The sequence below is a fragment of the Bradyrhizobium sp. HKCCYLS3070 genome (assembly GCF_051167575.1).
Taxonomy (GTDB): domain Bacteria; phylum Pseudomonadota; class Alphaproteobacteria; order Rhizobiales; family Xanthobacteraceae; genus Bradyrhizobium.
On record NZ_JBNPTI010000002.1, the window covers coordinates 255,686 to 277,005 of the forward strand.

The 21,320-nt window shown below is 66.6% G+C and carries 21 protein-coding genes; 13 read left to right on the forward strand and 8 right to left on the reverse strand.

The features are described 5' to 3' along the window. Positions 1-31: 31 nt before the first annotated feature. The 10 genes from bchC to ACQR03_RS09960 all read left to right on the forward strand — a co-directional run bounded on the left by bchC (position 32) and on the right by ACQR03_RS09960 (position 8,494). Positions 32-973, forward strand: a complete 942-nt coding sequence (gene bchC / locus ACQR03_RS09915) for a chlorophyll synthesis pathway protein BchC (RefSeq protein WP_316186764.1) — start codon at positions 32-34, stop codon at positions 971-973. Continuing rightward, positions 970-1,980, forward strand: coding sequence for a chlorophyllide a reductase iron protein subunit X (locus tag ACQR03_RS09920; protein WP_434841340.1), 1,011 nt, complete (start codon positions 970-972; stop codon positions 1,978-1,980). Before bchC ends, ACQR03_RS09920 begins: the two co-directional genes overlap by 4 nt. A 31-nt stretch (positions 1,981-2,011) precedes the next feature. Continuing rightward, positions 2,012-3,562: a chlorophyllide a reductase subunit Y gene (bchY, locus tag ACQR03_RS09925; RefSeq protein ID WP_434841339.1), complete on the forward strand. Its 1,551-nt coding sequence runs from the start codon at positions 2,012-2,014 to the stop codon at positions 3,560-3,562. Further along, complete coding sequence (gene bchZ, locus ACQR03_RS09930) at positions 3,562-5,013, forward strand: chlorophyllide a reductase subunit Z (RefSeq protein WP_434841338.1); 1,452 nt, start codon at positions 3,562-3,564, stop codon at positions 5,011-5,013. The genes bchY and bchZ overlap by 1 nt, the downstream gene beginning before the upstream one ends. Before the next feature lie 30 nt (positions 5,014-5,043). After that, positions 5,044-5,271: a hypothetical protein gene (locus ACQR03_RS09935; protein WP_315827731.1), complete on the forward strand. Its 228-nt coding sequence runs from the start codon at positions 5,044-5,046 to the stop codon at positions 5,269-5,271. 151 nt (positions 5,272-5,422) lie between these two features. Beyond that, complete coding sequence (gene pufB, locus ACQR03_RS09940; RefSeq protein ID WP_315714305.1) at positions 5,423-5,656, forward strand: light-harvesting antenna LH1, beta subunit; 234 nt, start codon at positions 5,423-5,425, stop codon at positions 5,654-5,656. 16 nt (positions 5,657-5,672) lie between these two features. Continuing rightward, complete coding sequence (gene pufA / locus ACQR03_RS09945; RefSeq protein ID WP_315714306.1) at positions 5,673-5,861, forward strand: light-harvesting antenna LH1, alpha subunit; 189 nt, start codon at positions 5,673-5,675, stop codon at positions 5,859-5,861. A 141-nt stretch (positions 5,862-6,002) separates the two neighbouring features. Beyond that, positions 6,003-6,848 (forward strand): photosynthetic reaction center subunit L, encoded by an 846-nt coding sequence (pufL, locus tag ACQR03_RS09950; protein ID WP_172237511.1) that lies wholly within the window; start codon positions 6,003-6,005, stop codon positions 6,846-6,848. Between the two features lie 18 nt (positions 6,849-6,866). Then, positions 6,867-7,793: a photosynthetic reaction center subunit M gene (pufM, locus tag ACQR03_RS09955; protein WP_315750173.1), complete on the forward strand. Its 927-nt coding sequence runs from the start codon at positions 6,867-6,869 to the stop codon at positions 7,791-7,793. 17 nt (positions 7,794-7,810) lie between these two features. Continuing rightward, positions 7,811-8,494 (forward strand): heme oxygenase (biliverdin-producing), encoded by a 684-nt coding sequence (locus ACQR03_RS09960; RefSeq protein ID WP_434841337.1) that lies wholly within the window; start codon positions 7,811-7,813, stop codon positions 8,492-8,494. A gap of 256 nt (positions 8,495-8,750) precedes the next feature. On the opposite strand, the gene ACQR03_RS09965 is transcribed toward ACQR03_RS09960, so the two are convergent. Continuing rightward, a complete protein-coding gene (locus tag ACQR03_RS09965; protein WP_434841336.1) occupies positions 8,751-10,925 on the reverse strand; it encodes a GAF domain-containing protein in 2,175 nt (724 codons plus the stop codon). Further along, on the reverse strand, positions 10,926-12,296 hold the full coding sequence (gene ppsR / locus ACQR03_RS09970) for a transcriptional regulator PpsR (RefSeq protein WP_434841335.1): 1,371 nt from the start codon (positions 12,294-12,296) through the stop codon (positions 10,926-10,928). Positions 12,297-12,613: 317 nt separating this feature from the next. Between ppsR (ACQR03_RS09970) and ACQR03_RS09975 the strand changes: the two genes are divergently transcribed. After that, positions 12,614-13,048, forward strand: coding sequence for a c-type cytochrome (locus ACQR03_RS09975; RefSeq protein WP_434841334.1), 435 nt, complete (start codon positions 12,614-12,616; stop codon positions 13,046-13,048). A gap of 18 nt (positions 13,049-13,066) precedes the next feature. Here the strand turns inward: ACQR03_RS09975 and ACQR03_RS09980 are convergent, their stop codons facing one another. Genes ACQR03_RS09980 through ACQR03_RS10005 form a run of 6 tightly spaced genes read right to left on the reverse strand, consistent with a single transcriptional unit; the run spans position 13,067 to position 19,207 of the window. Further along, complete coding sequence (locus ACQR03_RS09980) at positions 13,067-13,330, reverse strand: hypothetical protein (protein WP_434841333.1); 264 nt, start codon at positions 13,328-13,330, stop codon at positions 13,067-13,069. 11 nt (positions 13,331-13,341) lie between these two features. Next, positions 13,342-14,553 carry a geranylgeranyl diphosphate reductase gene (locus ACQR03_RS09985; RefSeq protein ID WP_316191950.1) on the reverse strand — a complete coding sequence of 404 codons (1,212 nt, stop codon included), beginning with the start codon at positions 14,551-14,553 and terminating at the stop codon, positions 13,342-13,344. A 3-nt stretch (positions 14,554-14,556) separates the two neighbouring features. After that, positions 14,557-15,891, reverse strand: a complete 1,335-nt coding sequence (locus ACQR03_RS09990; RefSeq protein WP_434841332.1) for a BCD family MFS transporter — start codon at positions 15,889-15,891, stop codon at positions 14,557-14,559. Next, positions 15,888-16,790: a chlorophyll synthase ChlG gene (gene chlG / locus ACQR03_RS09995; protein WP_316201214.1), complete on the reverse strand. Its 903-nt coding sequence runs from the start codon at positions 16,788-16,790 to the stop codon at positions 15,888-15,890. The genes ACQR03_RS09990 and chlG overlap by 4 nt, the downstream gene beginning before the upstream one ends. 14 nt (positions 16,791-16,804) lie before the next feature. Beyond that, the gene (gene ppsR / locus ACQR03_RS10000; RefSeq protein WP_434848906.1) at positions 16,805-18,289 is read right to left on the reverse strand and encodes a transcriptional regulator PpsR; all 1,485 of its coding nucleotides are present in this window, start codon (positions 18,287-18,289) and stop codon (positions 16,805-16,807) included. 21 nt (positions 18,290-18,310) lie between these two features. After that, on the reverse strand, positions 18,311-19,207 hold the full coding sequence (locus ACQR03_RS10005; protein WP_315750179.1) for a cobalamin B12-binding domain-containing protein: 897 nt from the start codon (positions 19,205-19,207) through the stop codon (positions 18,311-18,313). A gap of 229 nt (positions 19,208-19,436) precedes the next feature. On the opposite strand from ACQR03_RS10005, the gene bchF reads away from it, so the two are divergent. Further along, positions 19,437-20,036 carry a 2-vinyl bacteriochlorophyllide hydratase gene (gene bchF, locus ACQR03_RS10010; protein WP_434841330.1) on the forward strand — a complete coding sequence of 200 codons (600 nt, stop codon included), beginning with the start codon at positions 19,437-19,439 and terminating at the stop codon, positions 20,034-20,036. Further along, entirely contained in the window at positions 20,033-21,319 is a 1,287-nt protein-coding gene (locus tag ACQR03_RS10015; RefSeq protein ID WP_434841329.1) for a ferredoxin:protochlorophyllide reductase (ATP-dependent) subunit N, read from the forward strand. The genes bchF and ACQR03_RS10015 overlap by 4 nt, the downstream gene beginning before the upstream one ends. Position 21,320 lies beyond the last annotated feature (1 nt).

The window sequence follows — 21,320 nt, forward strand, 5'->3', positions numbered from 1 at the left end:
AACTAAGCGGGCGTCGCCGGGGAGTTGGGCTATGGACGCGATCGCCGTCGTACTGGGGAGGCCGAGGCAATTGTCGCTGCAGCACCTGCTGCTCGCAGACGTCCCGGACTGCCTGACCGTCGACATCGAATGGAGCGCGATCAGCACCGGCACCGAACGGCTGCTGTATGAAGGCCGCATGCCGCAGTTTCCCGGCATGGGCTATCCGCTCGTGCCGGGCTACGAGGCGGTGGGCCGCGTCGCGCACGCCGCCCCGCATTCCGGTTTTCGCAAAGGCGAGCGCGTGTTCGTGCCGGGCGCGGCGCGCTGCTTCGGCGAGATCAGGAGCCTGTTTGGCGCCGCCGCCTCGCGCCTCAACGTTCCCGCGCAGCGCATTGTTGCGATCGATGAAACGACCGGCGAGCGCGGCGTGCTGCTGGCGCTGGCGGCCACCGCCTATCATGCATTGTCAATCGGTGGTGACGGCCAGGCCGAATGCGTGGTTGGCCATGGCGTGCTCGGCCGTCTGCTGGCGCGGCTGATCGTGGCGATGGGCGGCGATCCGCCCGTGGTGTGGGAGAGCAATCCGGAGCGCGCCGTTGGCGCGACGGGCTATCGCGTCATCGATCCCGCAGAGGACAGCAGACGCGACTATCGCCTGATCTTCGATGCCAGCGGCGATGCCGGCCTGCTCGACAGCCTCATTGCTCGCCTGGCGCCACGTGGCGAGATCATCCTCGCCGGCTTCTACAGCGCGCCGCTCTCCTTCTCCTACCCTCCGGCCTTCATGCGCGAGGCGGCGATCCGCGTCGCCGCCGAATGGAAGCACGAGGATCTGCTCGCGGTGCGCAATCTCATCGACACCGGCAGGCTGTCTCTGGACGGGCTGATCACGCACCATGCCGACGCTCTGTCCGCGGAGAGCGCCTACCGGACCGCGTTCGACGATCCGTCATGTCTCAAAATGGTCTTGGACTGGAGAGCTGCAGCATGAATGCCCCGACCAAGATCAGTGCCGAAATTAGTGAGATGACCGATGCCCTGCGCGCCGAAGCGGCGATCGAGCCGGATGCGCCGTCGACGGCTGCACCGAAGAAGGCCACGCAGATCATCGCGATCTACGGCAAGGGCGGCATCGGCAAGAGTTTCACGCTCGCCAACCTGTCCTACATGATGGCCCAGCAGGGCAAGAAGGTGCTCCTCATCGGCTGCGATCCGAAGAGCGACACCACCTCGCTGCTGTTCGGCGGCAGGGCCTGCCCGACCATCCTCGAGACCTCCTCGAAGAAGAAGCTTGCCGGCGAGGAGGTCAAGATCGGCGACGTCTGCTTCAAGCGCGACGGCGTGTTCGCGATGGAGCTCGGCGGGCCCGAGGTCGGCCGCGGCTGCGGCGGACGCGGCATCATCCATGGCTTCGAGCTGATCGAGAAGCTCGGCTTCCACGATTGGGGCTTCGACTACGTGCTGCTGGACTTCCTCGGCGACGTCGTCTGCGGCGGCTTCGGCCTGCCGATCGCGCGCGACATGTGCCAGAAGGTGATCATCGTCGGCTCCAACGATCTGCAATCGCTCTACGTCGCCAACAATGTCTGCTCGGCGGTGGAGTATTTCCGCAAGCTTGGCGGCAATGTCGGCGTCGCCGGCATCGTCATCAACAAGGATGACGGCACCGGCGAGGCTGCGGCGTTCGCAGAAGCCACCGGCATTCCGGTGCTGGCCTCGATCCCGGCCGACGACGACATCCGCCGCAAGAGCGCGAGCTATCAGATCATCGGCCGGCCCGGCACGCCCTGGGCGCCGCTGTTCGAGCACCTCGCCAAGAACGTTGCCGAGGCGCCGCCGCAGCATCCGCATCCCCTGACGCATGACGGTCTTCTGGGGCTGTTCAAGGCCTCGGAGGTCGGGCGCGGCGTGGTGCTGGAGCAGGCAACGCTCGAGGACATGTGCGGCAGCACCGCCGTGGCCAAGCCGTCGCTCGAAGTGATCTACGACAATTTGTGATGGGATCGGCCGACGAGCGGAATGTAATGCAATGAGCGATCCTGTGGTCCATCAGGCAATGAGCGCGCAGAGCGGCGCAGAGGCAGGCCTCCTGCCGGTGCAGCCCGAGGCGCTCGGCTGTCATGCCGGCAAAGCCGAGCTCAAGAAGGCGGCGGATGCCGCCGGCAAGAGCGAGGTGCTGGCGCGCTATGCCGCGGATTATCCGGCGGGACCGCACGACCAGCCGCAGAGCATGTGTCCGGCGTTCGGCTCGCTGCGCGTCGGCCTGCGGATGCGGCGCACCGCGACCGTGCTGTCGGGCTCGGCCTGCTGCGTCTACGGCCTGACCTTCACCTCGCACTTCTACGGCGCGCGGCGCAGCGTCGGCTACGTCCCGTTCAACTCGGAGACGCTGGTCACCGGAAAACTGTTCGAGGACATCCGTGAGGCGGTCTTCAAGCTGGCCGATCCCGCCAACTACGACTGCGTCGTCATCATCAATCTCTGCGTCCCCACCGCCTCGGGCGTGCCGCTGCAGATCCTGCCGAAGGAGATCAACGGCGTTCGCGTGATCGGCATCGACGTGCCCGGGTTTGGCGTGCCGACCCATGCCGAGGCCAAGGACGTGCTCGCCGGCGCGATGCTGAACTACGCGCGCCGCGAAGCGGAGCAGGGCCCGGTGCAGGCGCCGCGCGCGCCGCGCGGCGATCGGCCGACCATCGCGCTGTTAGGTGAGATGTTTCCCGCCGATCCCGTCGGCATCGGTATGATGCTGGCGCCGCTCGGCCTTGCCGCTGGTCCGACCGTGCCGACGCGCGAATGGCGCGAGCTGTATGGCGCGCTGGATTGCGCGGCCGTGGCGGCGATCCATCCGTTCTACACGGCCTCGATCCGTGAGTTCGAGGTAGCGGGCCGTCCGATCATCGGCTCGGGGCCGGTCGGCTGCGATGGCACGGCGGATTGGCTGGAGGCCGTTGGCGCGGTCTGCGGCGTCGGACGTACGCAGATCGATGCGGCCAAGACTGCGGCGCTGCCGGCAATTCGCGCGGCGCTTGCGGCCACGCCGATCCGCGGCCGGATCACGCTGTCGGGCTATGAGGGATCGGAGCTGCTGGTCGGGCGCCTGCTGGTCGAGAGCGGCGCCGATCTGCGTTATGTCGGCACCGCCTGTCCGCGCACGCGCTGGTCGGAGGCCGATTGCGCCTGGCTCGAGAGCCGCGGTGTGCGCGTGCAGTACCGCGCCTCGCTGGAGCAGGATCTCGCGGCGGTCGATGAGTTCGCGCCGGATCTCGCCATCGGCACCACGCCGGTCGTGCAGAAGGCCAAGGCGCGCGCGATCCCGTCGCTCTACTTCACCAATCTGATCTCGGCGCGGCCGCTGTTCGGCGTGTCCGGAGCCGGCTCGCTGGCGCAGGTCGTCAACGCGGCGATCGCAGGCAAGGCGCGCTTCGACGAGATGCGCGACTTCTTCGAAGGTGTCGGCGAGGGCGACAATGCTGGCGTGTGGCAGGGCACACCGGTCGAACGTCCCGAATTCCGCGACAAGTTCCGCAAGGCGGTCGCGGCGCAGACCAGGAAGCGCACGTCCGGGGAGATGGTGTGATGCTGATCCTCGACCACGATCGCGCCGGCGGCTATTGGGGAGCGGTCTACGCGTTCACCGCGATCAAGGGCCTGCAGGTCATCATCGACGGCCCCGTGGGCTGCGAGAATTTGCCGGTGACCTCGGTGCTGCACTACACCGACGGCCTGCCGCCGCATGAGTTGCCGATCGTCGTCACGGGTCTCGGCGAGGACGAGCTCGGCCAGAAGGGCACCGAGCAGGCGATGAAGCGCGCCCGCGCCGCGCTCGATCCGGATCTGCCGGCGGTGGTCGTCACCGGCTCGATCGCCGAGATGATCGGCGGCGGCGTCACGCCGGAAGGCTCCAACATCAAGCGCTTCCTGCCGCGCACGATCGACGAGGACCAGTGGCAGAGCGCCAACCGCGCGTTGAGCTGGCTGTGGAGCGAATACGGCCTGCGCAAGATCCCGGAGCGCAGGCCGCGCAAGGACGGCGAGAAGCCGCGCGTCAACATCATCGGCCCGATCTACGGCACCTTCAACACGCCGTCGGATGTCGCCGAGATCCGTCGCCTGCTCGAAGGCATCGGCGCCGAGATCAACATGGTGTTTCCGCTCGGCAGCCATCTCGCCGATGTCGGAAAGCTGGTCGATGCCGACGTCAACGTCTGCATGTATCGCGAGTTCGGGCGGCTGTTGTGCGAGACCTTGGAGCGGCCTTATCTGCAGGCGCCGATCGGGCTGCATTCGACGACGAAATTCCTGCGCTCGCTGGGCGAGATGCTCGGCCTCGATCCCGAGCCGTTCATCACCCGGGAGAAGCATACGACGATCAAGCCGCTGTGGGACCTGTGGCGCTCGGTGACACAGGACTTCTTCGGCACCGCGAGCTTCGGCATCGTCGCGTCCGAGACCTACGCGCGGGGCCTGCGCAATTTCCTGGAGACCGAGCTCGGGTTGCCCTGCAGCTTCGCGATCTCGCGATGCGCCGGCGCCAAGACCGACAACGACGCCATCCGCAAGCTCGTCCATGAGCGGCCGCCGCTGGTGCTGTTCGGCAGCTATAACGAGCGCATGTATGCGGCGGAAGCCGGCGACCGGTCGATCTACATCCCGGCCTCGTTCCCGGGCACGGTGATCCGCCGCCACACCGGCACGCCGTTCATGGGTTACGCCGGCGCGACCTACGTGGTGCAGGAGGTCTGCAACGCGCTGTTCGATGCGCTGTTCAACATCCTGCCGCTCGCCAACCAGCTCGACCAGATCGCGGCGACGCCGGCGCGGCTCGAGCGCGAGCTGCCATGGGATGACGGGGCCAAGCTCGCGCTCGACCAGATCATCGAGACACAGCCGGTGCTGGTGCGGATTTCGGCGGCCAAGCGGCTGCGCGACGCGGCGGAACGCGGCGCGCGCCAGGCGGGGCTGGACAAGGTGACGGAAGATGTTCTCGCGCATGCGCGGTCGCAGCTCGCAACGGGCCAGGCCGCGTAGGGCACGAGGATAGCGGACAGGGAGAGGACGATGTCGTTATACGAGCGCATTGATCGTGACGTCGCGCCGAGATCGCGCGAGCGCATCGACTATCTCCTGGTCTACGCGGTGTGCTTCGCCGTGCTGATGGTCGAGGGCGTGCTGCGCCGGATCGGCTCCATCATCACCGGCCACCGGCCCGCGCCGCTCGGCGCGATCGTCGGTGAAGCAAGGATCAAGGCCGCGAACTGCGCGACCTCGTCCTTCATGGGACTTTGAGTTCGGGAGCTGTGAGTTCGCTCTCTCAGTATTGCAGGGAATTCGTGCGGCTCGCCGCATGGATGTCATCCCGGTGACGGGATGACGCTTCGACGCCGCTCATCTCGGTGAGTGGCATCCGGCCGAAAGGCCAACACCAGGAGGTACCACTATGGTGGACGTACCAAACAAGGGAGGCTCTCTGTCGGGGCTGACCGAAGCGGAGGCGAGGGAATTCCATAGCATCTTCATGACGAGCTTTGTGGTCTTCACGGCGGTTGCGATCGTCGCCCACATTCTCGCCTGGATGTGGCGTCCCTGGCTGCCCGGGCCGACTGGCTACAAGGCGGCGGCGCTGGATGGGGCGACCCACTACGCCAATATCGTGCTCTCCTACCTGACCTGATCGAAAGGAGAAAACTATGTGGCGCTTGTGGTTGTTGTTCGATCCCCGCAGGGTTCTCGTGGCTCTCGGCGTGTTCCTGTTCGGGCTGGCATTGGTGATTCACTTCATCCTGCTCAGCACCAACCGGTTCAACTGGCTGGAGGGACCGCGTGCAGCGAAGACGTCGTCGATCTCCGAGCCGGCGACCCCGCTGAAGCTCAGCTAACAGCTCGACGACCAGAGGGAAGCGGACGGGCGACGGCGGCAGACCCCGTTCGCCCGCTTCCCAAATCCTTTTGTCCACGAATTCACGACACGACGATACGACACGCAGCATATCGAGCGACGGGCAGCGGAGGCAGGACCGATGGCAATGCTCAGCTTTGAACGAAAATACCGCGTCCGCGGCGGCACGTTGATCGGCGGTGACCTCTTCGATTTCTGGGTCGGACCGTTTTATGTCGGCTTCTTCGGCGTGACGACGATCTTCTTCACCTTCGTCGGCGTGGCGCTGATCCTCTACGCCACGGCGCTTGGACCGACCTGGAATCTCTGGCAGATCAGCATCAATCCACCCGATGCCAAATACGGGCTGTCGTTCGCGCCCCTCACCGAGGGCGGCTTCTGGCAGCTCATCACGGTGTGCGCGCATGGCGCATTCGTCTCCTGGGCGCTGCGGGAGGTCGAGATCTGCCGCAAGCTCGCGATCGGCTATCACGTGCCGGTCGCCTTCGGCTTTGCGATCTTCGCCTATTTCACGCTGGAGGTGATCCGTCCGGTGCTGATGGGCTCGTGGAGCTACGCCTTCCCCTACGGCATCATCACCCATCTCGATTGGGTGTCGAACACCGGCTATCAGTTCGGCAACTTCCACTACAACCCCGCGCACATGATCGCGATCACGTTCTTCTTCACGACGTGTCTCGCGCTCGCTTTGCACGGCGGACTGATCCTCTCGGCCAGCAATCCGGGCCGGGGTGAGGAGATGAAGTCGCCAGAGCACGAGAACACGATGTTCCGAGATCTGATCGGCTATTCGGTCGGCACGCTCGGCATCCACCGGGTCGGCCTGTTCCTGGCGCTGTCGGCCGTGTTCTTCAGCGCGGTGTGCATCGTCATCTCCGGTCCCGCCTGGCTGCTGCCGGAAGGCAATGCCTGGTCGGACTGGTGGGAGTGGTGGCGCAGGGTCCCGATCTGGTCGCCGCCGCAATGAGTTCAAGGAGAGGTCACCATGGCCCAATACCAGAACATCTTCACGCAGATCCAAGTTCGCAGTGCGATCTACCCGGGCATCCCGATCGAGCCCGGAATCTGGGAGCGGCTCGGCAAGGGCAGCTTCAACTACTGGTTCGGCAAGGTCGGCGACGCCCAGGTGGGGCCGGTCTATCTCGGCTTCCTTGGCCTCGCCTCGCTGATGTCCGGCTTCGTCGCGATCGAGATCATCGGTCTCAACATGCTGGCGTCGGTGAACTGGAGCCCGCTCGAGTTCATTCGACAGTTCCCGTGGCTGGCGCTGCAGCCGCCGGCGCCGGAATATGGCCTGCAGATCTTCCCGCCGCTGCAGGAGGGCGGCTGGTGGCTGATGGCCGGCTTCTTCCTGACGACGTCGATCCTGCTGTGGTGGGCGCGCACCTATCGCCGCGCCCGGGCGCTCGGCCTCGGCACGCATGTGTCGTGGGCGTTCGCGGCGGCGATCTGGCTCTATCTGGTGCTCGGCTTCATCCGGCCGATCTTCATGGGGAGCTGGAGCGAGGCGGTGCCGTTCGGCATCTTCCCGCATCTCGACTGGACCAACAACTTCTCCATCACCCACGGCAATTTGTTCTACAACCCATTCCACATGCTCTCGATCGCCTTCCTGTACGGATCGGCGCTGCTGTTCGCGATGCATGGCGCGACGGTGCTCGCGATCAGCCGATACGGCGGCGAGCGTGAGCTCGAGCAGATCGTCGACCGCGGCACGGCCTTCGAACGCGGTGCGCTGTTCTGGCGCTGGACGATGGGCTTCAATGCCACGGCCGAATCGATCCATCGCTGGGCCTGGTGGTTCGCCGTGCTTTGTCCCTTGACCGGCGGCATCGGTATCCTACTGTCGGGCACCGTCGTCGACAGCTGGTTCGACTGGGGCGTGAAACACGGGCTGGCGCCGCCGCGCTGACTGCTGCAGGTCGAGGCATGTTGGACAGAGTCGAATTGGATCGGATCGAGACGGCCGGACGCAGCGCGCGCCCGGCCAGTCTCTTGCAGGCGATGCGCGAGCGTACCAAGACGCTGCACGTCACCGCGGAGCGGACCGGGATCGTCGCCGAGCTGCTGCGGGGGCGCGGCACGCGGCAGGCCTACGCGTTGTTGTTGCGCAATCTGCTGCCGGTCTACGAGACGCTCGAAGCGGAGCTGCTCCGCCATCAGGGAACGCCGGTGATGGGCCGCATCGTGCGGCCGGAGCTGCATCGCAGTGCTGCGATCAAGCTTGATCTTGCGTGGTTCGATGCGAGCCATCTGCCGCTGCTGCCCGAGGCCATCGCCTACGTCCGGGCCATCCAGGAAGCGGGAGCCGGCTCCGGCCATCGGCTGCTGGCGCATGCCTATACGCGCTATCTCGGTGATCTCAGCGGCGGTCAGATCATCAAGAGGATTCTCGCGCGTTCGCTCGAGCTGCGGCCCGAGGCGACGTCGTTCTACGAATTCCCCGAGATCGCTGATATCCCGCAGTTCAAGGACGACTACCGCGACGTGCTGGAGCAGGCCGGCGCGGCGATGGCGGAGCATGAGACCGTCGTCGAGGAGGCGGCATTGGCGTTCGAGATGAACATCACGCTGTCGCAAGCGCTGCAGGAGGCGGCCGGGCTGAGAACGTGATGTGCGGAGGCCTGATTGATCCTTCGCCATCGGTTTGGTCGAATACGATCGCGTGAGATCCCGCGTCCTCCCCCGGGGGCGGTGGGCTCCGCTCCTCCTTTCCGACAGGGCAATCGCATATGCCCTTCCAATTCGGCCCAGCCGCAACTTGGATCGCAGAGGCCGACGTCGGGAGATTTTCGAATCCAGATTGGCTCTCCGGAGACAGGACGGACAAGGCAGTCGAGGTCGCCCGGACGAGAGCTGCGGCCCGCCGTCACTCCTCGCTCTGCGAGCGGTACCACACCAGGTGCTCGAGGATCTCCAGCGTCCGCGTGGTCGAATTGCGGATGCTCTCCAGCATCTCCGGCATGCTGCCGGCCTGTGCACCGTGCGTCACCTCGAGCGCCGCGAGCTGCGCGTTCTCCACGGTGGAGGCAGCGAGCTCCTTGTAGATCAGGCTTGCGCTCTGATCGAGCCGCAGCGTCGGCCGGCGGGCGCCGTCGATCTCTTCCTGGAAGCGCGCCCGGGCCGCCTCGGCGGTCTTGCGTTCGGTCAAGTCCGAGAAGATCAGCACGAAGCCGAGCACGCGATCATACGGTGCGATCACCGGGTCGGCGCGCACCATCAACGGCCGTTGCGGCGAGGCGCCGCCCGTCAGTGTCAGCTCGCCGCGCCAGCTCCGCTTGTTGCGCATGAGGTCGTCGAGATTGGCGCGGAATTCCGCCGGCGCCGTGCAGTAGCTGCCGAGATCGCGCAGATGCGGGATGTGCGGATGCGGGGCGCGCAGCTGCTGCTCGAACGCTTCGTTCATCAGCAGGATGCGGCCCTCGACATCGGCGATGATGACCGGCTGCTCCGAGCGCAGCACCTGGGCGCTGATCGTGGCGAGCTGGTCCTGCGCGATCACCATGCGGACCGAACGCAGCTGCAGCGCCACGTCGGCGACCGTTTCGCTCACCACGCGGGCGGAGGCGAGCTCGGCGCTCGACCACGGCTCGGACTTGCCTTCGACCAGCTGATGCCATTTCGCAAACGAGCGCCGTGGCGACAGATCCGACGGATCGTCGCCGATGATGACGGCCTTGAGCGGATCGCCGCCCCAGGTCACCGTCCGGACCTGCTCCGGCCGGAACCACAACAGATACTCGCCCTCGCTCGCCGACAGCGGAGCGGCGATCAAGCCGCTGGCGATCGAGCGGATGTCGGCAAAGGACGGCTCATCGAGCGTCAGCGAGCTGGTCGCCGTCAAGCCCTCGGGGGCTGCTCCCGGAGTGTTGCGCCGGCGATCGAGCCAGGCGGCGAGGTCGCGGATGCGCTGCGTCGACGGGACGTCGCCGGCGGTCGTGACCTGGCCCTCGAACAGCAGCGCCGCGCCGCTGGCACCGAGCGGCTGCAGCAGCGACTGCGAGCCGTCGAACAGCGCGGCCTGCCATTCGCCGTCGCGCGACACCGCTTCGACCAGCCGCTGCTCCAGCCGGCGCACGACCAGCTCGGACTGGCTTTGGGCAAAGCTCTCCAGCGCCGCGATCCGGATCGCGCAGGTCTCGGCCAGCGCCTCGCCTGCCGCGCGAATGTCGAACGGCACGAAGCGCGGCTCATAGTGATGGCAGGCGATCAGTCCCCACAGCCTTCCGCTGACCATCAGCGAGCACACCAGTGTCGCGCCGACACCCATGTTCTGCAGATATTTCTGGTGGATCGGCGACATGCTGCGCAGGCAGCTCAGGGACATGTCGAGATCGCGGCCGTTGAGCGGCGAGATGCGCGGCTGCAGCGGCACCGGCCTGTAGTTGACGTCGACCAGGAGGCGCACCCGGTTGCGCTCGTAGAGCCGGCGCGCGATCTGCGGAATGTCGGACGCCGGATAGCGGTTGCCGAGAAAGGCCTCCAGATCCGGCCGCCGCCGCTCCGACAACACCTCGCCATGGCCATCTTCGTCGAAGCGATAGACCATGACGCGGTCGTAGCCGGCGATCTCCCTGAAGATGGTCGCCGTCTCGTCGCACAGGCCGAGCAGCGATGAGGCCGAGGTGATGCGGTGGAAGGCGCCGTCGAGCGCAGGCGCGATGTTGGTCGTCTTCGTCGCCGGCTCCAGCTCGACGATCAGCCCGCCATTCGAGGGCCGGTGAAGCGTGCAGTCGACCCGGCGCGGCGGCGCCCCGGCGGTGCATCGCAGGGTCATCGGAGCCAGATGGAGCGGGCTGTTGAGATGCGGCAGGATCTGCAGCGCGAGATCGCCGCCAAGATCGCGTAACGGACGTCCGACCACGGAGCCGGTGTTGAGGAAGGCGGCCGCGTTGGTGCTGGCCTGGATGACGATGTTGTCGGGCTCCTTGACCGCCAGGAGAATGCCGTGCGGCTGGATCGAGCCTGCGAGATGAATCTGTTCACGCTCGCAATCCGCAAGAGTAGCGTGGCCGAAGGCCGGCGTTGTCAGCGGAACGGGCAACTATCTCCCCTTTTCGGTTTCCTCGTCGCTTTCTTCGAGCTGGCTCAGATTATACCGATCGAGCTTGGCGTAAAGACTCTGGCGGCTGAGGCCGAGAATTTCGGCAGCCGACGTCCGGTTCCCGTTGGCGAGCTCGAGCGCAGCGCGGACGTAATGCTGCTCGACGACTTCGACCGTGCTCCTCACCAGGTCGCGCAGTGGTGTTTTGCCGACCGATTCGTTGATGCCCGCGAGGGCGACCCGCAGATTGTCATGCTCCGCCGTGGGCGACAACCGCCTGGCGATGTTGCGCAACACCAGGCCGATCCGGCGCTGGCCGTCGAGGCCATGGGCGGCGGCCGAGATCTCGACCTCGGTCTCGGTCCCGAGCTCGCCCTGGATCGTGGTCGACAGCAGCCGGACGGCTCCATGGCGCTCGACGTTGGAGATCAGCACCGAAAGGTCGGCGCCGGGGCGCGTCAGCCACCGGCTGAGCTTCTCGCCGATCAGCGCCTCTTTCGATCCGACCTCGACCAGCTCCAGGAAGGCCCGATTGGCGCGCTTGACGACACCGGTGCCATCGATGCTGATGACGGCATCGGGAAGATTGTCGATCAGCGCCTCGGGATCGTCGGGCAGCGGTCCGGGTTGCGCGGCCTTGCCGATCGGCGCCATCTGCAGCAGGAACATCGGGGCGGTGTCGCTGCTCATCAGCGATCCCCGGAGCATCCAGGGGGCGGTGTCCTGGCCGAGGTGAATCACGATGCCCGGCGCCTTGCCCTGGTCGCGGACGCGCCTCAGCATCAGCTCCACCGGCTCGCGATCCTTTTGCGGGATCTCCTGCAGGAACTCGCGGCCCACCAGATTGTCCCGGCGCCGGCTTGAAACGCCGAGCGCGGCTGCCGCCGTCCGATTCGCTTCGACGATGCGCAGATCCGACACCTTCGTCAGCAGCACAGCCTCGTTGGAATCCTCGATGACCAGGCGGTAGCGCGTCTCGATCTCGCGCAGCTTCCAGTAGTCGCGCTCGATGGTCTGCTGGGCCGAGATCAGCCGGGCCTGGAGCTCCGCGACCGCCTGCAGATTCTTGCCGATCGCCAGCATGCCGGCCCGGCCGCCGAGTAGCACGGTGGTGAATTCCATCGGCAGCTCGAGACCGCTCGGGAATCGCTGCGTGATCTGTCGGAACGCGGAAATGCCGGTCCGCCTGGTGTCCTGCATGATGCGCTCGATCTTCTCGCTCGCATCATCGACGATCTCGGACCAGGGACGGCCGAGCCAGATGTCGACATTCTCGGCTGACATGTTCGGCGACAGCGTCGCCTCACGGATCACGCCGTCCATGTCCAGCAGCAATGTCACGTCGGGTCGTGGACCGTGAAACTCGGCCATGGTCTTGGCACCCGTTATCTTGGCACCCTCTTGAGACGCTCGGGGGATCGCGGCCAGTTCATTTGGCGCGCATTTTGAAGGTGTTGCGCCCCATCCCGCTAACGTATTGAGAGTCTTGAGAATGTCGTTAGCCCATGCAGGGCGCTCGCTGTCAAGGCTTATTTCGGAGCATCCAGCTTTCGTTGGTATCCCTGCGCTTATTGCATGTTCGAGCTGCGACTTATTCACTCGGGTGGGAATGACAAGATATCATGACACTGATAAATGTAAGGATGATGTCGCATGGGCTAACGGAACGACAAATTGGGAGGATGCGCATGCTCAAGGCGGGTTTGGTCGCGGCCGTCGTGGTTGCAGCGTCGGCAGGCGCCGCATTGGCGCTGGACGGCGGCGACGCTGCGAAGGGCGAACAGGTCTTCAAGCAGTGCATGACCTGCCATCGGATCGGACCGGAGGCGAAGAACGCGGTCGGTCCCGTGCTCACCGGCGTGGTCGGCCGGCCTACCGGGACCTATCCTGGCTTCGCCTATTCTGAGCTGAACAAGCATGCCGGCGAGGCCGGGCTGGTCTGGACCGAGGACAACATCTTCGCATACCTCCCAGATCCCAACGCCTTCCTGAAGAAGTTCCTCACCGACAAGGGCAAAGCGGATCAGGCCACTGGATCGACCAAGATGGTGTTCAAGCTCGCCAACGAGCAGCAGCGCAAGGACGTCATCGCGTATCTGAAGACGTTCTCCGAGAAGAAGTGATCGGTATCGACCGACCCCTCATCGCCAGCGCTGCCGCAGATCGGCGGCGTTGGCGAGACCCGAGGCCGCCAGACAGCCTGCGAGCCAGAACCAAGGCGCCCCGATCAGCGCGCAGCGCAGCGCCAGCAGCAGGAAGACGCCGGCAAGCAGGTTGGGGAACAGCGCCCGCGGGCTGATGCCGCGGCGGTGCCGCTGCCAGATCCACGCCACGGCGGCGAACTCCACGGCGACCACCGCGAGGATCAGGTCGACCAGATGCGGGCCGCGAAACAGCTCACCCATTGCGCGAGCCGCTAGGCGGCCCTCGCGAGCCCGGTGAGGTGCGCGATGTTCTTGAAGAAGATGCGCACATGCGACAGCGGCTTGGCGCGGACCAATTCCTTGTTCATGTAGGCGTCCCAGGTCAGCTGCTGGACGTCCTTGTCACGGCAGATCGCGACGAAGCGCTCGCGGCGGGCGTCGTTCGTGTACCAGTAGCGCTGCATCATGCCGAGGATGAAGAACACGGCGCCATGCTTGCGCATGAAGGATTTGCGGGCGGTGGCCAGGGCGGCTGCATCGCCGGTCTTGAGGAACAAGGCAACGGCGACGGCGGCCGCGCGGCCGCCGGCCATTGCGTAGTAGATGCCCTCACCGGAGGCCGGGGCCACCACGCCGGACGCATCGCCGGCCAGCACGACGTCGCGGCCATTGTCCCACCGCGACAGCGGCTTCAGCGGGATCGGCGCGCCTTCGCGGCGGACGGTTTCGAGATCGTCGAGCGCGGCGGCCTTGCGGAATTCGGCGACTGAGCCCCGCAGCGAAAAGCCCTTATGCGCGCTGCCGGTGCCGATGCTGGTGGTCGGTCCGTGCGGAAACACCCAGCTGTAGAAGTCGGGCGACAGCCGGCCGCGATAGACGACATCGCACCGCGCGGCATCGAACACCGGATGGCTGCGGTCCGGCGAGCGGATGATCTCGTGATACGCGAACACGTAGCGCATCTCGCTGGCTTCGGGGATGCACTGGCGCGCCACGGCCGAGACCGCCCCGTCGGCGCCGATCACGGCTCGGGCCCGCACACGGTCCTCGCGCACGCTGCCGTCGTCCATGCGCCTGACATAGTGCACCACCGACTTGCCGTCGTCGTCGCGCGCGATATGGCTGAAGGTCCCGGTGCGGCGGATCGCGCCGTTTGCGGCGGCGCGCGCGCGCAGCCATTCGTCGTAGTGCTCGCGATCGACCATGCCGACGAAGCCGCCGTCGATCGGCATGTCGACGTCCCGGTTGCTCGGCGACACCATGCGGGCGGACGAGATTCGGGCCACCAGCAGATGGTCGGGAATCTCGAACTCGGCGATCAGCCGCGGCGGAATGGCGCCACCGCACGGCTTGATGCGGCCGGCCTTGTCGAGCAGCAGCACGTGATGACCCTGGCGGGCCAGATCATTGGCGGCGGTGGCGCCGGCGGGACCGCCGCCGACGACCACGACATCAAAGCATTCCGGGCTGGAGGAGGGGCTCATCGGTCAGGCTCCCAGATTGGCCGGCTGCGCCGCCAGCGTCGGTGATGGCTCGCGCGGGCGCTTGATCCAGATCGCGAGCCAGGCGGAGAGGACGAACAGTGCCGCTTCGGCCGCGAACACCGCCGCGTAGGCCGAGGCGGTCGTCGGCATGAAATGGCGCGCGGCGTCGGCCGCCGCGGTGCCGACGAAGCCGCCGATGCCGAACGAGATTGCCTGCGAGGCGCCCCACAGGCCCATGCGCGTGCCCTCGCGGTTGTCGCGGCCCTCGCTGACCATGTTCATCATCGCGCCGATCGCGGCGATGGCGTAGACGCCGTTGGTGATGCCGAGCAGCAACACGGACGCGCGCAGCGGCCAGGCCGGGCCGACGGTCGCGGCCGCAACCAGGCTGAGCAGCGCCAGCGCCGAGGCGAGGCAGCCGCCGATGATCCACGGCTGCGGCCGCATCCGCCAATCGGCATGCAGGCTCGCCATCGCCGGCATCAGGATCATGCCGATCAGTGCACCCATGTGTTGCACCGATGAGAGCTGCGTGGTCTGGCCCGGCGTCATGCCGAACACGCTGCCGGCGAACGGCTCCAGGATCAGGTCCTGTGCGCTGTAGGCGAGCATCGAGACGAAGATGAAGATCGCGAAGCGCCGCGCCTGCGGCTCCCGGCAGATCTCGCGGAAGTCTTGCATGAAGCCCGACCGCTCCGCGATGGCGGAGGTCGTCTCGGCAGAGGTGTCGGGCTGCTCGATGCCCCAGACGCCGAGCAGCGTCAGCACCATGGCGATGGCCGACACCGTGCCCGACACCGTCATCAGCCGCTCGCCGGAGAACGGATCGAGCGCCTTGCCGGCCACCGCCGTGGTGACGATGAAGCCTGTGATCATCATGATCCAGGCGATCGAGGCGGCGGCGCTGCGCCGCTCCGGCGCGGTGCGCTTGGCGAGCAGCACCAAGAGCGACGTGCCGGCGGCGCCGACGCCGATGCCGATCATGATGAACGCGATCACTGCGAGCGCCAGGCCGACGGCGAGGTGGGCCGCCATCAGCGCGGTGGCGGCTGCGGCCAGCAGGCCGCCAGCCGCGAGCACCGCCATGCCGCCGACGATCCAGGCGAAACGACGCCCGCCGACATCGGAGCCGTGGCCGAGCCAGGGCCGCAGCACCTGCATCGCGTAATGGATCGCGACCAGCAGGCCGGGGATCATCGCCGGCAGCGCCAGTTCGATCACCATGACGCGGTTCAAGGTCGAGGTGGTCAGCACCACGACCGCGCCGAGCGCGGTCTGCACCAGGCCCAGCCTGACGATGCCGAACCAGGACAGAGGAGCGGGCGCAGCGTTGCTCATGCCGACAACCCCGCCAGCGCGAGGGCCGTGACCAGCATGCCCAGCACGTAGAGCAGCACGCCCGTGCCGTTGTACCAGGGCGCGAGCTCGCGCGGGTTCGTCATCAGCCGCCGCATCAGCACCAGCTGGGCCGCGATCAGCGCAACCACGATGATGGCGTGGGCCGGGCGGCTCCAGACAATGAGCAGCGCCAACACCGCAACCTGCGCCAGCGCCATCGTGATGCAGGCGAGGCGCGCGGCCCTCTCGGCGCCGAGCAGCACCGGCAGCGAGTTGACTCCGCTGACGCGGTCGCCGCCGATCGACTTGAAGTCGTTCAGGGTCATGATGCCGTGCGCGCCGGCGCTATACAGCAGGGCGACCGCGAGAACGGGCCAGGACGGCGCCTGCGCGCTCATGATCGCCGCCGCGGTGATCCAGGGCAGGCCCTCATAGCAGAGGCCGACGGCGCTGTTGCCCCACCAGCCGTTCTGCTTGAGCCGGATCGGCGGCGCGCTGTAGGCCCAGGCCAGCGCGAGGCCAAGCGCCGCAGCAGCAAAGCCCCAGGTGCCGAGCAGGGTGGCGACGCCGAGCGACAGCACCGTCCAGATCAGCGCAATATAGAGACCCCAGCGTCCGGGAATGCGGCCCGACGGGATCGGGCGGTCCGGTTCGTTGAGCGCATCGACATGGCGGTCGAACCAGTCGTTGACGGCCTGGCTGGTGGCGCAAACCATCGGCCCGGCGAGCATGAGACCTGCGATCACGACCGGCCAGCGCGGCGCCAGTGGCGCGCCGGACGAGATCACGCCGCAGCCGAACGCCCAGATCGGTGGAAACCAGGTGATCGGCTTCAACAGCTCGAGAACGGCCGAGGGATGAAGCCGGGGAGCGAGCGGGACGGGCGCGATCTCGGTCATTGCAACTGTTCCCCCTATTCCAACTGGCTGTCTTCTTCGCTCGGCTCGGCCAGGCCATAGCGCCGCAGCTTGACGTAGAGGCTCTGTCGGCTGAGGCCGAGCATCTCGGCGGCGGTGGCGCGGTTGTCGCCGGTCAGCTTGAGCGCGGTCTCGATGCACATCCGCTCGATCACGTCGGTGGTCTCGCGCACCAGCTCCTTGAGCGGCACGCGACCGATGAGCTCGGCGAGCTGCTCGCGGGAGCGCGGAATATAGCCGTGGTCGCCGCCGTCGCCGGAGATGCGCGGGCCGACGTTGCGGATGGTGAAGCCGAGCCGGGCCTGGCCGGGCGCCCCGACCGTGCTGGCGGAGATCTCGACGTCGACCGGCGAGCCGTGCTCGCCGCGGACGACGCTGGAGAACAGCTTCACGCTGCCATGCTGGCGCAGATTGGTCAGCATAACCGAGAAATCGATCGCCGACTTGCCGATCCAGCGGTCGATCGTCTCGCCCATGATCTGGTGCATGTTCTCGATCTGGGCAAGCTGGAGGAAGGTGGCGTTGGCGTGCAGCAGGCGGCCGTCCACGTCGGTGATGACGAAGCCGTCGGGCGCCGTTTCGACGAACTGCACGAGCTGGGTGTTGACGTCGGACGTCCTGGGGAGCGCAGGCTGCGACGTCTGCGGCGAGAACCGCAGCAGGAACAGCGACGAGTTGTCCTGCCGGAAGAAGGTGCCGTCGAGCAGATAGTCGCGGCCACCGTCGAGCCGGATCTTGGCGCGTTCGATCTTGCCCTGCGAGCGGATCGCCAGCGACAGGGATTGCGACATCGCCATGTCGTCGAGCAGCAGCACGTCGGGAAACAGCTTGCCGATCAGATTGGCGGCGCCATGGTCGAGCAGGGCGGCCGCGGCCGGATTGGCCTCGACGATGCGATGGCTCACCGCGTCGACGATCAGCACCGGCTCGGCCGTGATCTGAAACAGGATCCGGTAGCGCGATTCGGCGTTGCGCATGCGCGAGTAGTCGCGCTCGATGGCAACTTGCGCCTCGATCAGCTTCTGCTGGAGCGCGGCGGTGGCGCGCACGTCGCGGCCGACCGCGATGAAGCGCGCCGCGCCCTTGATCGCCACCACCGCGAACAGGATCGGGATGTCCGGTCCGCGCGCGGCCGGATAACGCACCTCGCGCCAGCGCGACACCTTGCGCTGGGAGGCTTCGGCGAGCAGCAGCTCTGGCTTGGTCTGGCTTTCCTCGGACACTGTTGCTTGCCAGGATCGGCCGATCCACGCGTCTGTGTTTCTCAATTCAAGCGGCAGGCCGGCTTGTTGAAAAGCCAGGTCCTGAATGTTGCCGTCGGCGTCGAGCGCGAGCGCAATGTCGGACGCTGCGGCCACCAGCATGCCCGCAACATCCGCATTGAGGTCGCCAAGCGACTCTTTCGGAGCTCTGAACGCCCTCACCAACGCCGTTGTCCTCCCAGTCAAGGAGCCTTCGCGCGGCAAGTCTCGTTCCAGCATTCATCTTCACTGCACCCTCAGCTATCGCCGTTCGGTCAGAAGACTCACGACGTGCCGGGCTTGCGAAGCCTCTCTGCTCGGATCGGAGACGACACCGTCGCCGCCGACCAGGAGAACGAGTTCAGGCCGTTCAATAAAAGCAGGACCGCAGACCAGCACGCCGACATCCTGGTTGGAGGACTCGCGCCGGACCATCCTTATGTTCGAGGCAAGATCGTCAAGCTTCTTGTCGCTGTTGGCGAAGAACTCGACGACGTTGAACCACTGCGAGCGAAGCGTCTCGACGAAGCCGCGATCGGCCGTGTCCGGCTCGATCCAGGTCTCGAAGCCGTCGCGACGGAAGAACTCGCCGGCCAGCACGAGACCGAACATCATGTGGCCCAGCTCGCGCCTGTCGCCCGGCGCCGTGGTCAGCAGCACGCGCAGCCCCGCGGGCGCGACCGAGAGCTCGGCGCAGAAGGCCGAGCTGAAATGCCGCAGCAGCTGCTGCAGCCGCCACAGCGCGAGCGTGACGTCGGCGAAGTCGCGCTCGTCGTCGGCCCACAGATGGCGCAGATGGTTCGCGGTGGGGACCAGGAGATCGAGATAGATGCGTTCCAGGGTCTCGCCGTGATCGCGATGCGCCTGGATGCAGGCCACCGCGCCAACATCGTCCGCATCCAGCACGAGTTCGGCGAAATCGGCCGCCTCCTGCGCCGAGGCCGTGATGATTGCCGGGACGCGTTCGAGCGCGGAGGCATGGGCCATCACGAGCCGCGGAATGATCTCGGCTTCGATCGCGTCGTTGAGTTGGGGGTGACGTGTGTTGCGCAGCGGCGCGATGATGCGCGGCGATGCAGGCGCATGAAAGCCGGGCTGCCCACGCTTCGTCCGAAAGCGGGCTCGCGGAAATCGGGCTGTCTCATTGAGCTCGGTCATAAGCGCCTCCCCTCCATATGAGCGCACGTCACTCGTTGCGTCAATATTATTTGACGTCAATTTTGATTGACACTCTTCCTGCCCAGGTCTAGCGTTTCCCCATCGGGCTCGCACTCGGGGATTTGCGATGCGCCACCTGCGAACTGCACAACGTAGCGCTGATCAGACCGAGTGCGATGCACCACAAATCCCCCTGTGGTTGTCGTCATCGCATCACTGGGCACCGATGTTGTCAAATCATCTTTACACACGGTGTGACGCCCAGTTCACATCCGCCACCGATCCGTCGCTCTGGAGCCAGCTCTGCTTCACCCCTGAACCGGCGCCGCGTGCAAAGCGGCAAGCGCTTTACACGCCTGAGGAAAGGCGCCGGCGCGACGCCACGCCATGGACCCTGGTGCAGGGCATTCTGGCGCCGCTGCAATTTCTCGTCTTCCTGATCAGCCTCGGACTCGTGGCGCGCTATCTCGCGACCGGCGAGGGACTCTGGCTAGCGACCGCCTCGGTCGTTCTGAAAACAGCGCTGCTCTACACCATCATGATCACCGGCTCGATCTGGGAGCGGGTCGTGTTCGGGCGTTATCTGTTCGCACCGGCCTTCTTCTGGGAGGACGTGTTCTCGATGCTGGTGATCGCGCTGCATACGGCCTATCTGGCCGCGATCATCGGTCATATCGGCAGCGCCCAGCAGCAGATGCTGCTCGTGCTCGCCGCCTACGCCGCCTACGCGATCAACGCCGCGCAATTCCTGCTCAAGCTGCGCGCGGCTCGGCTGCAGGGCGAGGCGATGGCGCCGGCCGCCGTCACCAGCGTGGAGCGCGCGTCATGACCATTCACGCGCAAGCCTGCACCGTTTCAGCTGCATCGTCACCGGATGGCGTGCTGCGCGAGCGCGGACAGCGCGAGGTGTTCTGCGGCCTCACCGGCATCGTCTGGCTGCATAGGAAGATCCAGGACGCGTTCTTCCTCGTCGTCGGCTCGCGCACCTGCGCGCATCTGATCCAGTCGGCCGCCGGCGTCATGATCTTCGCCGAGCCGCGCTTCGCCACCGCCATCATGGAGGAGCGCGATCTCGCCGGCCTCGTCGACGCCAATGACGAGCTCGACCGCATCGTCGCACAGCTGCTGGCGCGTCGGCCCGAGATCAAGCTGCTGTTTCTGGTCGGCTCCTGCCCGTCGGAAGTGATCAAGCTCGACCTGTCACGCGCGGCGCTGCGGCTGTCGCAGCGCTTCTCACCTGATGTGCGCGTGCTCAACTACTCCGGCAGCGGCATCGAGACGACGTTCACGCAAGGCGAGGATGCCTGCCTCGCGTCGCTGGTGCCGGTGCTCCCCGCAGCCGATCGGGCTGCGCGGCCATCGCTGCTGGTGGTCGGCGCGCTCGCCGATGTCGTCGAGGACCAGTTCAGGCGGACCTTGGCGGCAATCGGCGTCGACCAGGTCTCCTTCCTGCCGCCGCGCCGCTCCTCGGAGCTGCCCGCGATCGGCCCCGAGACGCGCGTGCTGCTGGCGCAGCCCTTCCTCGGCGACACCGCACGTGCGCTCGAGGAGCGCGGTTGCCGCCGCATCGCTGCGCCATTTCCGCTCGGCGGCGAAGGCACCGCGCTGTGGCTCGCAGCCGCCGCCGACGCCTTCGGTGTCTCTCGCCCCCATGTCGAGCGGACCCTCGCGCCGCTGAAGGCGCGGGCCGAGCGCGCGCTGGCGCGCTACCGCGCGCAGCTCGCCGGCAAGCGCGTCTTCCTGTTTCCGGACTCCCAGATCGAGATCCCGCTGGCGCGTTTCCTGGCGCGCGAGATCGGCATGGAGCTGGTCGAGGTCGGCACGCCCTATCTGCACCGCGATCATCTCGCCTTCGAGCTGAACCTCCTGCCCCAGGGCGTCCTGCTCAGCGAAGGCCAGGACGTCGAGCGCCAGCTCGACCGTTGCCGCGCCGCGCGGCCCGATTTCGTCGTGTGCGGGCTCGGCCTCGCCAATCCGCTGGAGGCCGAGGGTCTCACGACCAAATGGTCGATCGAGCTGATCTTCACGCCGATTCAGGGTTTTGAGCAGGCCGGCGATCTCGCCGAGCTGTTCGCGCGGCCCTTGCTGCGTCAAACCAGACTGGCGGTGTGAG

Excerpts from the sequence above, each read along its gene's own strand:
- bchC (WP_316186764.1), top strand. The coding sequence starts at position 32 with ATGGACGCGATCGCCGTCGTACTGGGGAGGCCGAGGCAATTGTCGCTG.
- ACQR03_RS09920 (WP_434841340.1), top strand. The coding sequence starts at position 970 with ATGAATGCCCCGACCAAGATCAGTGCCGAAATTAGTGAGATGACCGAT.
- bchY (WP_434841339.1), top strand. The coding sequence starts at position 2,012 with ATGAGCGATCCTGTGGTCCATCAGGCAATGAGCGCGCAGAGCGGCGCA.
- bchZ (WP_434841338.1), top strand. The coding sequence starts at position 3,562 with ATGCTGATCCTCGACCACGATCGCGCCGGCGGCTATTGGGGAGCGGTC.
- ACQR03_RS09935 (WP_315827731.1), top strand. The coding sequence starts at position 5,044 with ATGTCGTTATACGAGCGCATTGATCGTGACGTCGCGCCGAGATCGCGC.
- pufB (WP_315714305.1), top strand. The coding sequence starts at position 5,423 with ATGGTGGACGTACCAAACAAGGGAGGCTCTCTGTCGGGGCTGACCGAA.
- pufA (WP_315714306.1), top strand. The coding sequence starts at position 5,673 with ATGTGGCGCTTGTGGTTGTTGTTCGATCCCCGCAGGGTTCTCGTGGCT.
- pufL (WP_172237511.1), top strand. The coding sequence starts at position 6,003 with ATGGCAATGCTCAGCTTTGAACGAAAATACCGCGTCCGCGGCGGCACG.
- pufM (WP_315750173.1), top strand. The coding sequence starts at position 6,867 with ATGGCCCAATACCAGAACATCTTCACGCAGATCCAAGTTCGCAGTGCG.
- ACQR03_RS09960 (WP_434841337.1), top strand. The coding sequence starts at position 7,811 with ATGTTGGACAGAGTCGAATTGGATCGGATCGAGACGGCCGGACGCAGC.
- ppsR (WP_434841335.1), bottom strand. The coding sequence starts at position 12,296 with ATGGCCGAGTTTCACGGTCCACGACCCGACGTGACATTGCTGCTGGAC.
- ACQR03_RS09975 (WP_434841334.1), top strand. The coding sequence starts at position 12,614 with ATGCTCAAGGCGGGTTTGGTCGCGGCCGTCGTGGTTGCAGCGTCGGCA.
- ACQR03_RS09980 (WP_434841333.1), bottom strand. The coding sequence starts at position 13,330 with ATGGGTGAGCTGTTTCGCGGCCCGCATCTGGTCGACCTGATCCTCGCG.
- ACQR03_RS09985 (WP_316191950.1), bottom strand. The coding sequence starts at position 14,553 with ATGAGCCCCTCCTCCAGCCCGGAATGCTTTGATGTCGTGGTCGTCGGC.
- ACQR03_RS09990 (WP_434841332.1), bottom strand. The coding sequence starts at position 15,891 with ATGAGCAACGCTGCGCCCGCTCCTCTGTCCTGGTTCGGCATCGTCAGG.
- chlG (WP_316201214.1), bottom strand. The coding sequence starts at position 16,790 with ATGACCGAGATCGCGCCCGTCCCGCTCGCTCCCCGGCTTCATCCCTCG.
- ppsR (WP_434848906.1), bottom strand. The coding sequence starts at position 18,289 with ATGCTGGAACGAGACTTGCCGCGCGAAGGCTCCTTGACTGGGAGGACA.
- ACQR03_RS10005 (WP_315750179.1), bottom strand. The coding sequence starts at position 19,207 with ATGACCGAGCTCAATGAGACAGCCCGATTTCCGCGAGCCCGCTTTCGG.
- ACQR03_RS10015 (WP_434841329.1), top strand. The coding sequence starts at position 20,033 with ATGACCATTCACGCGCAAGCCTGCACCGTTTCAGCTGCATCGTCACCG.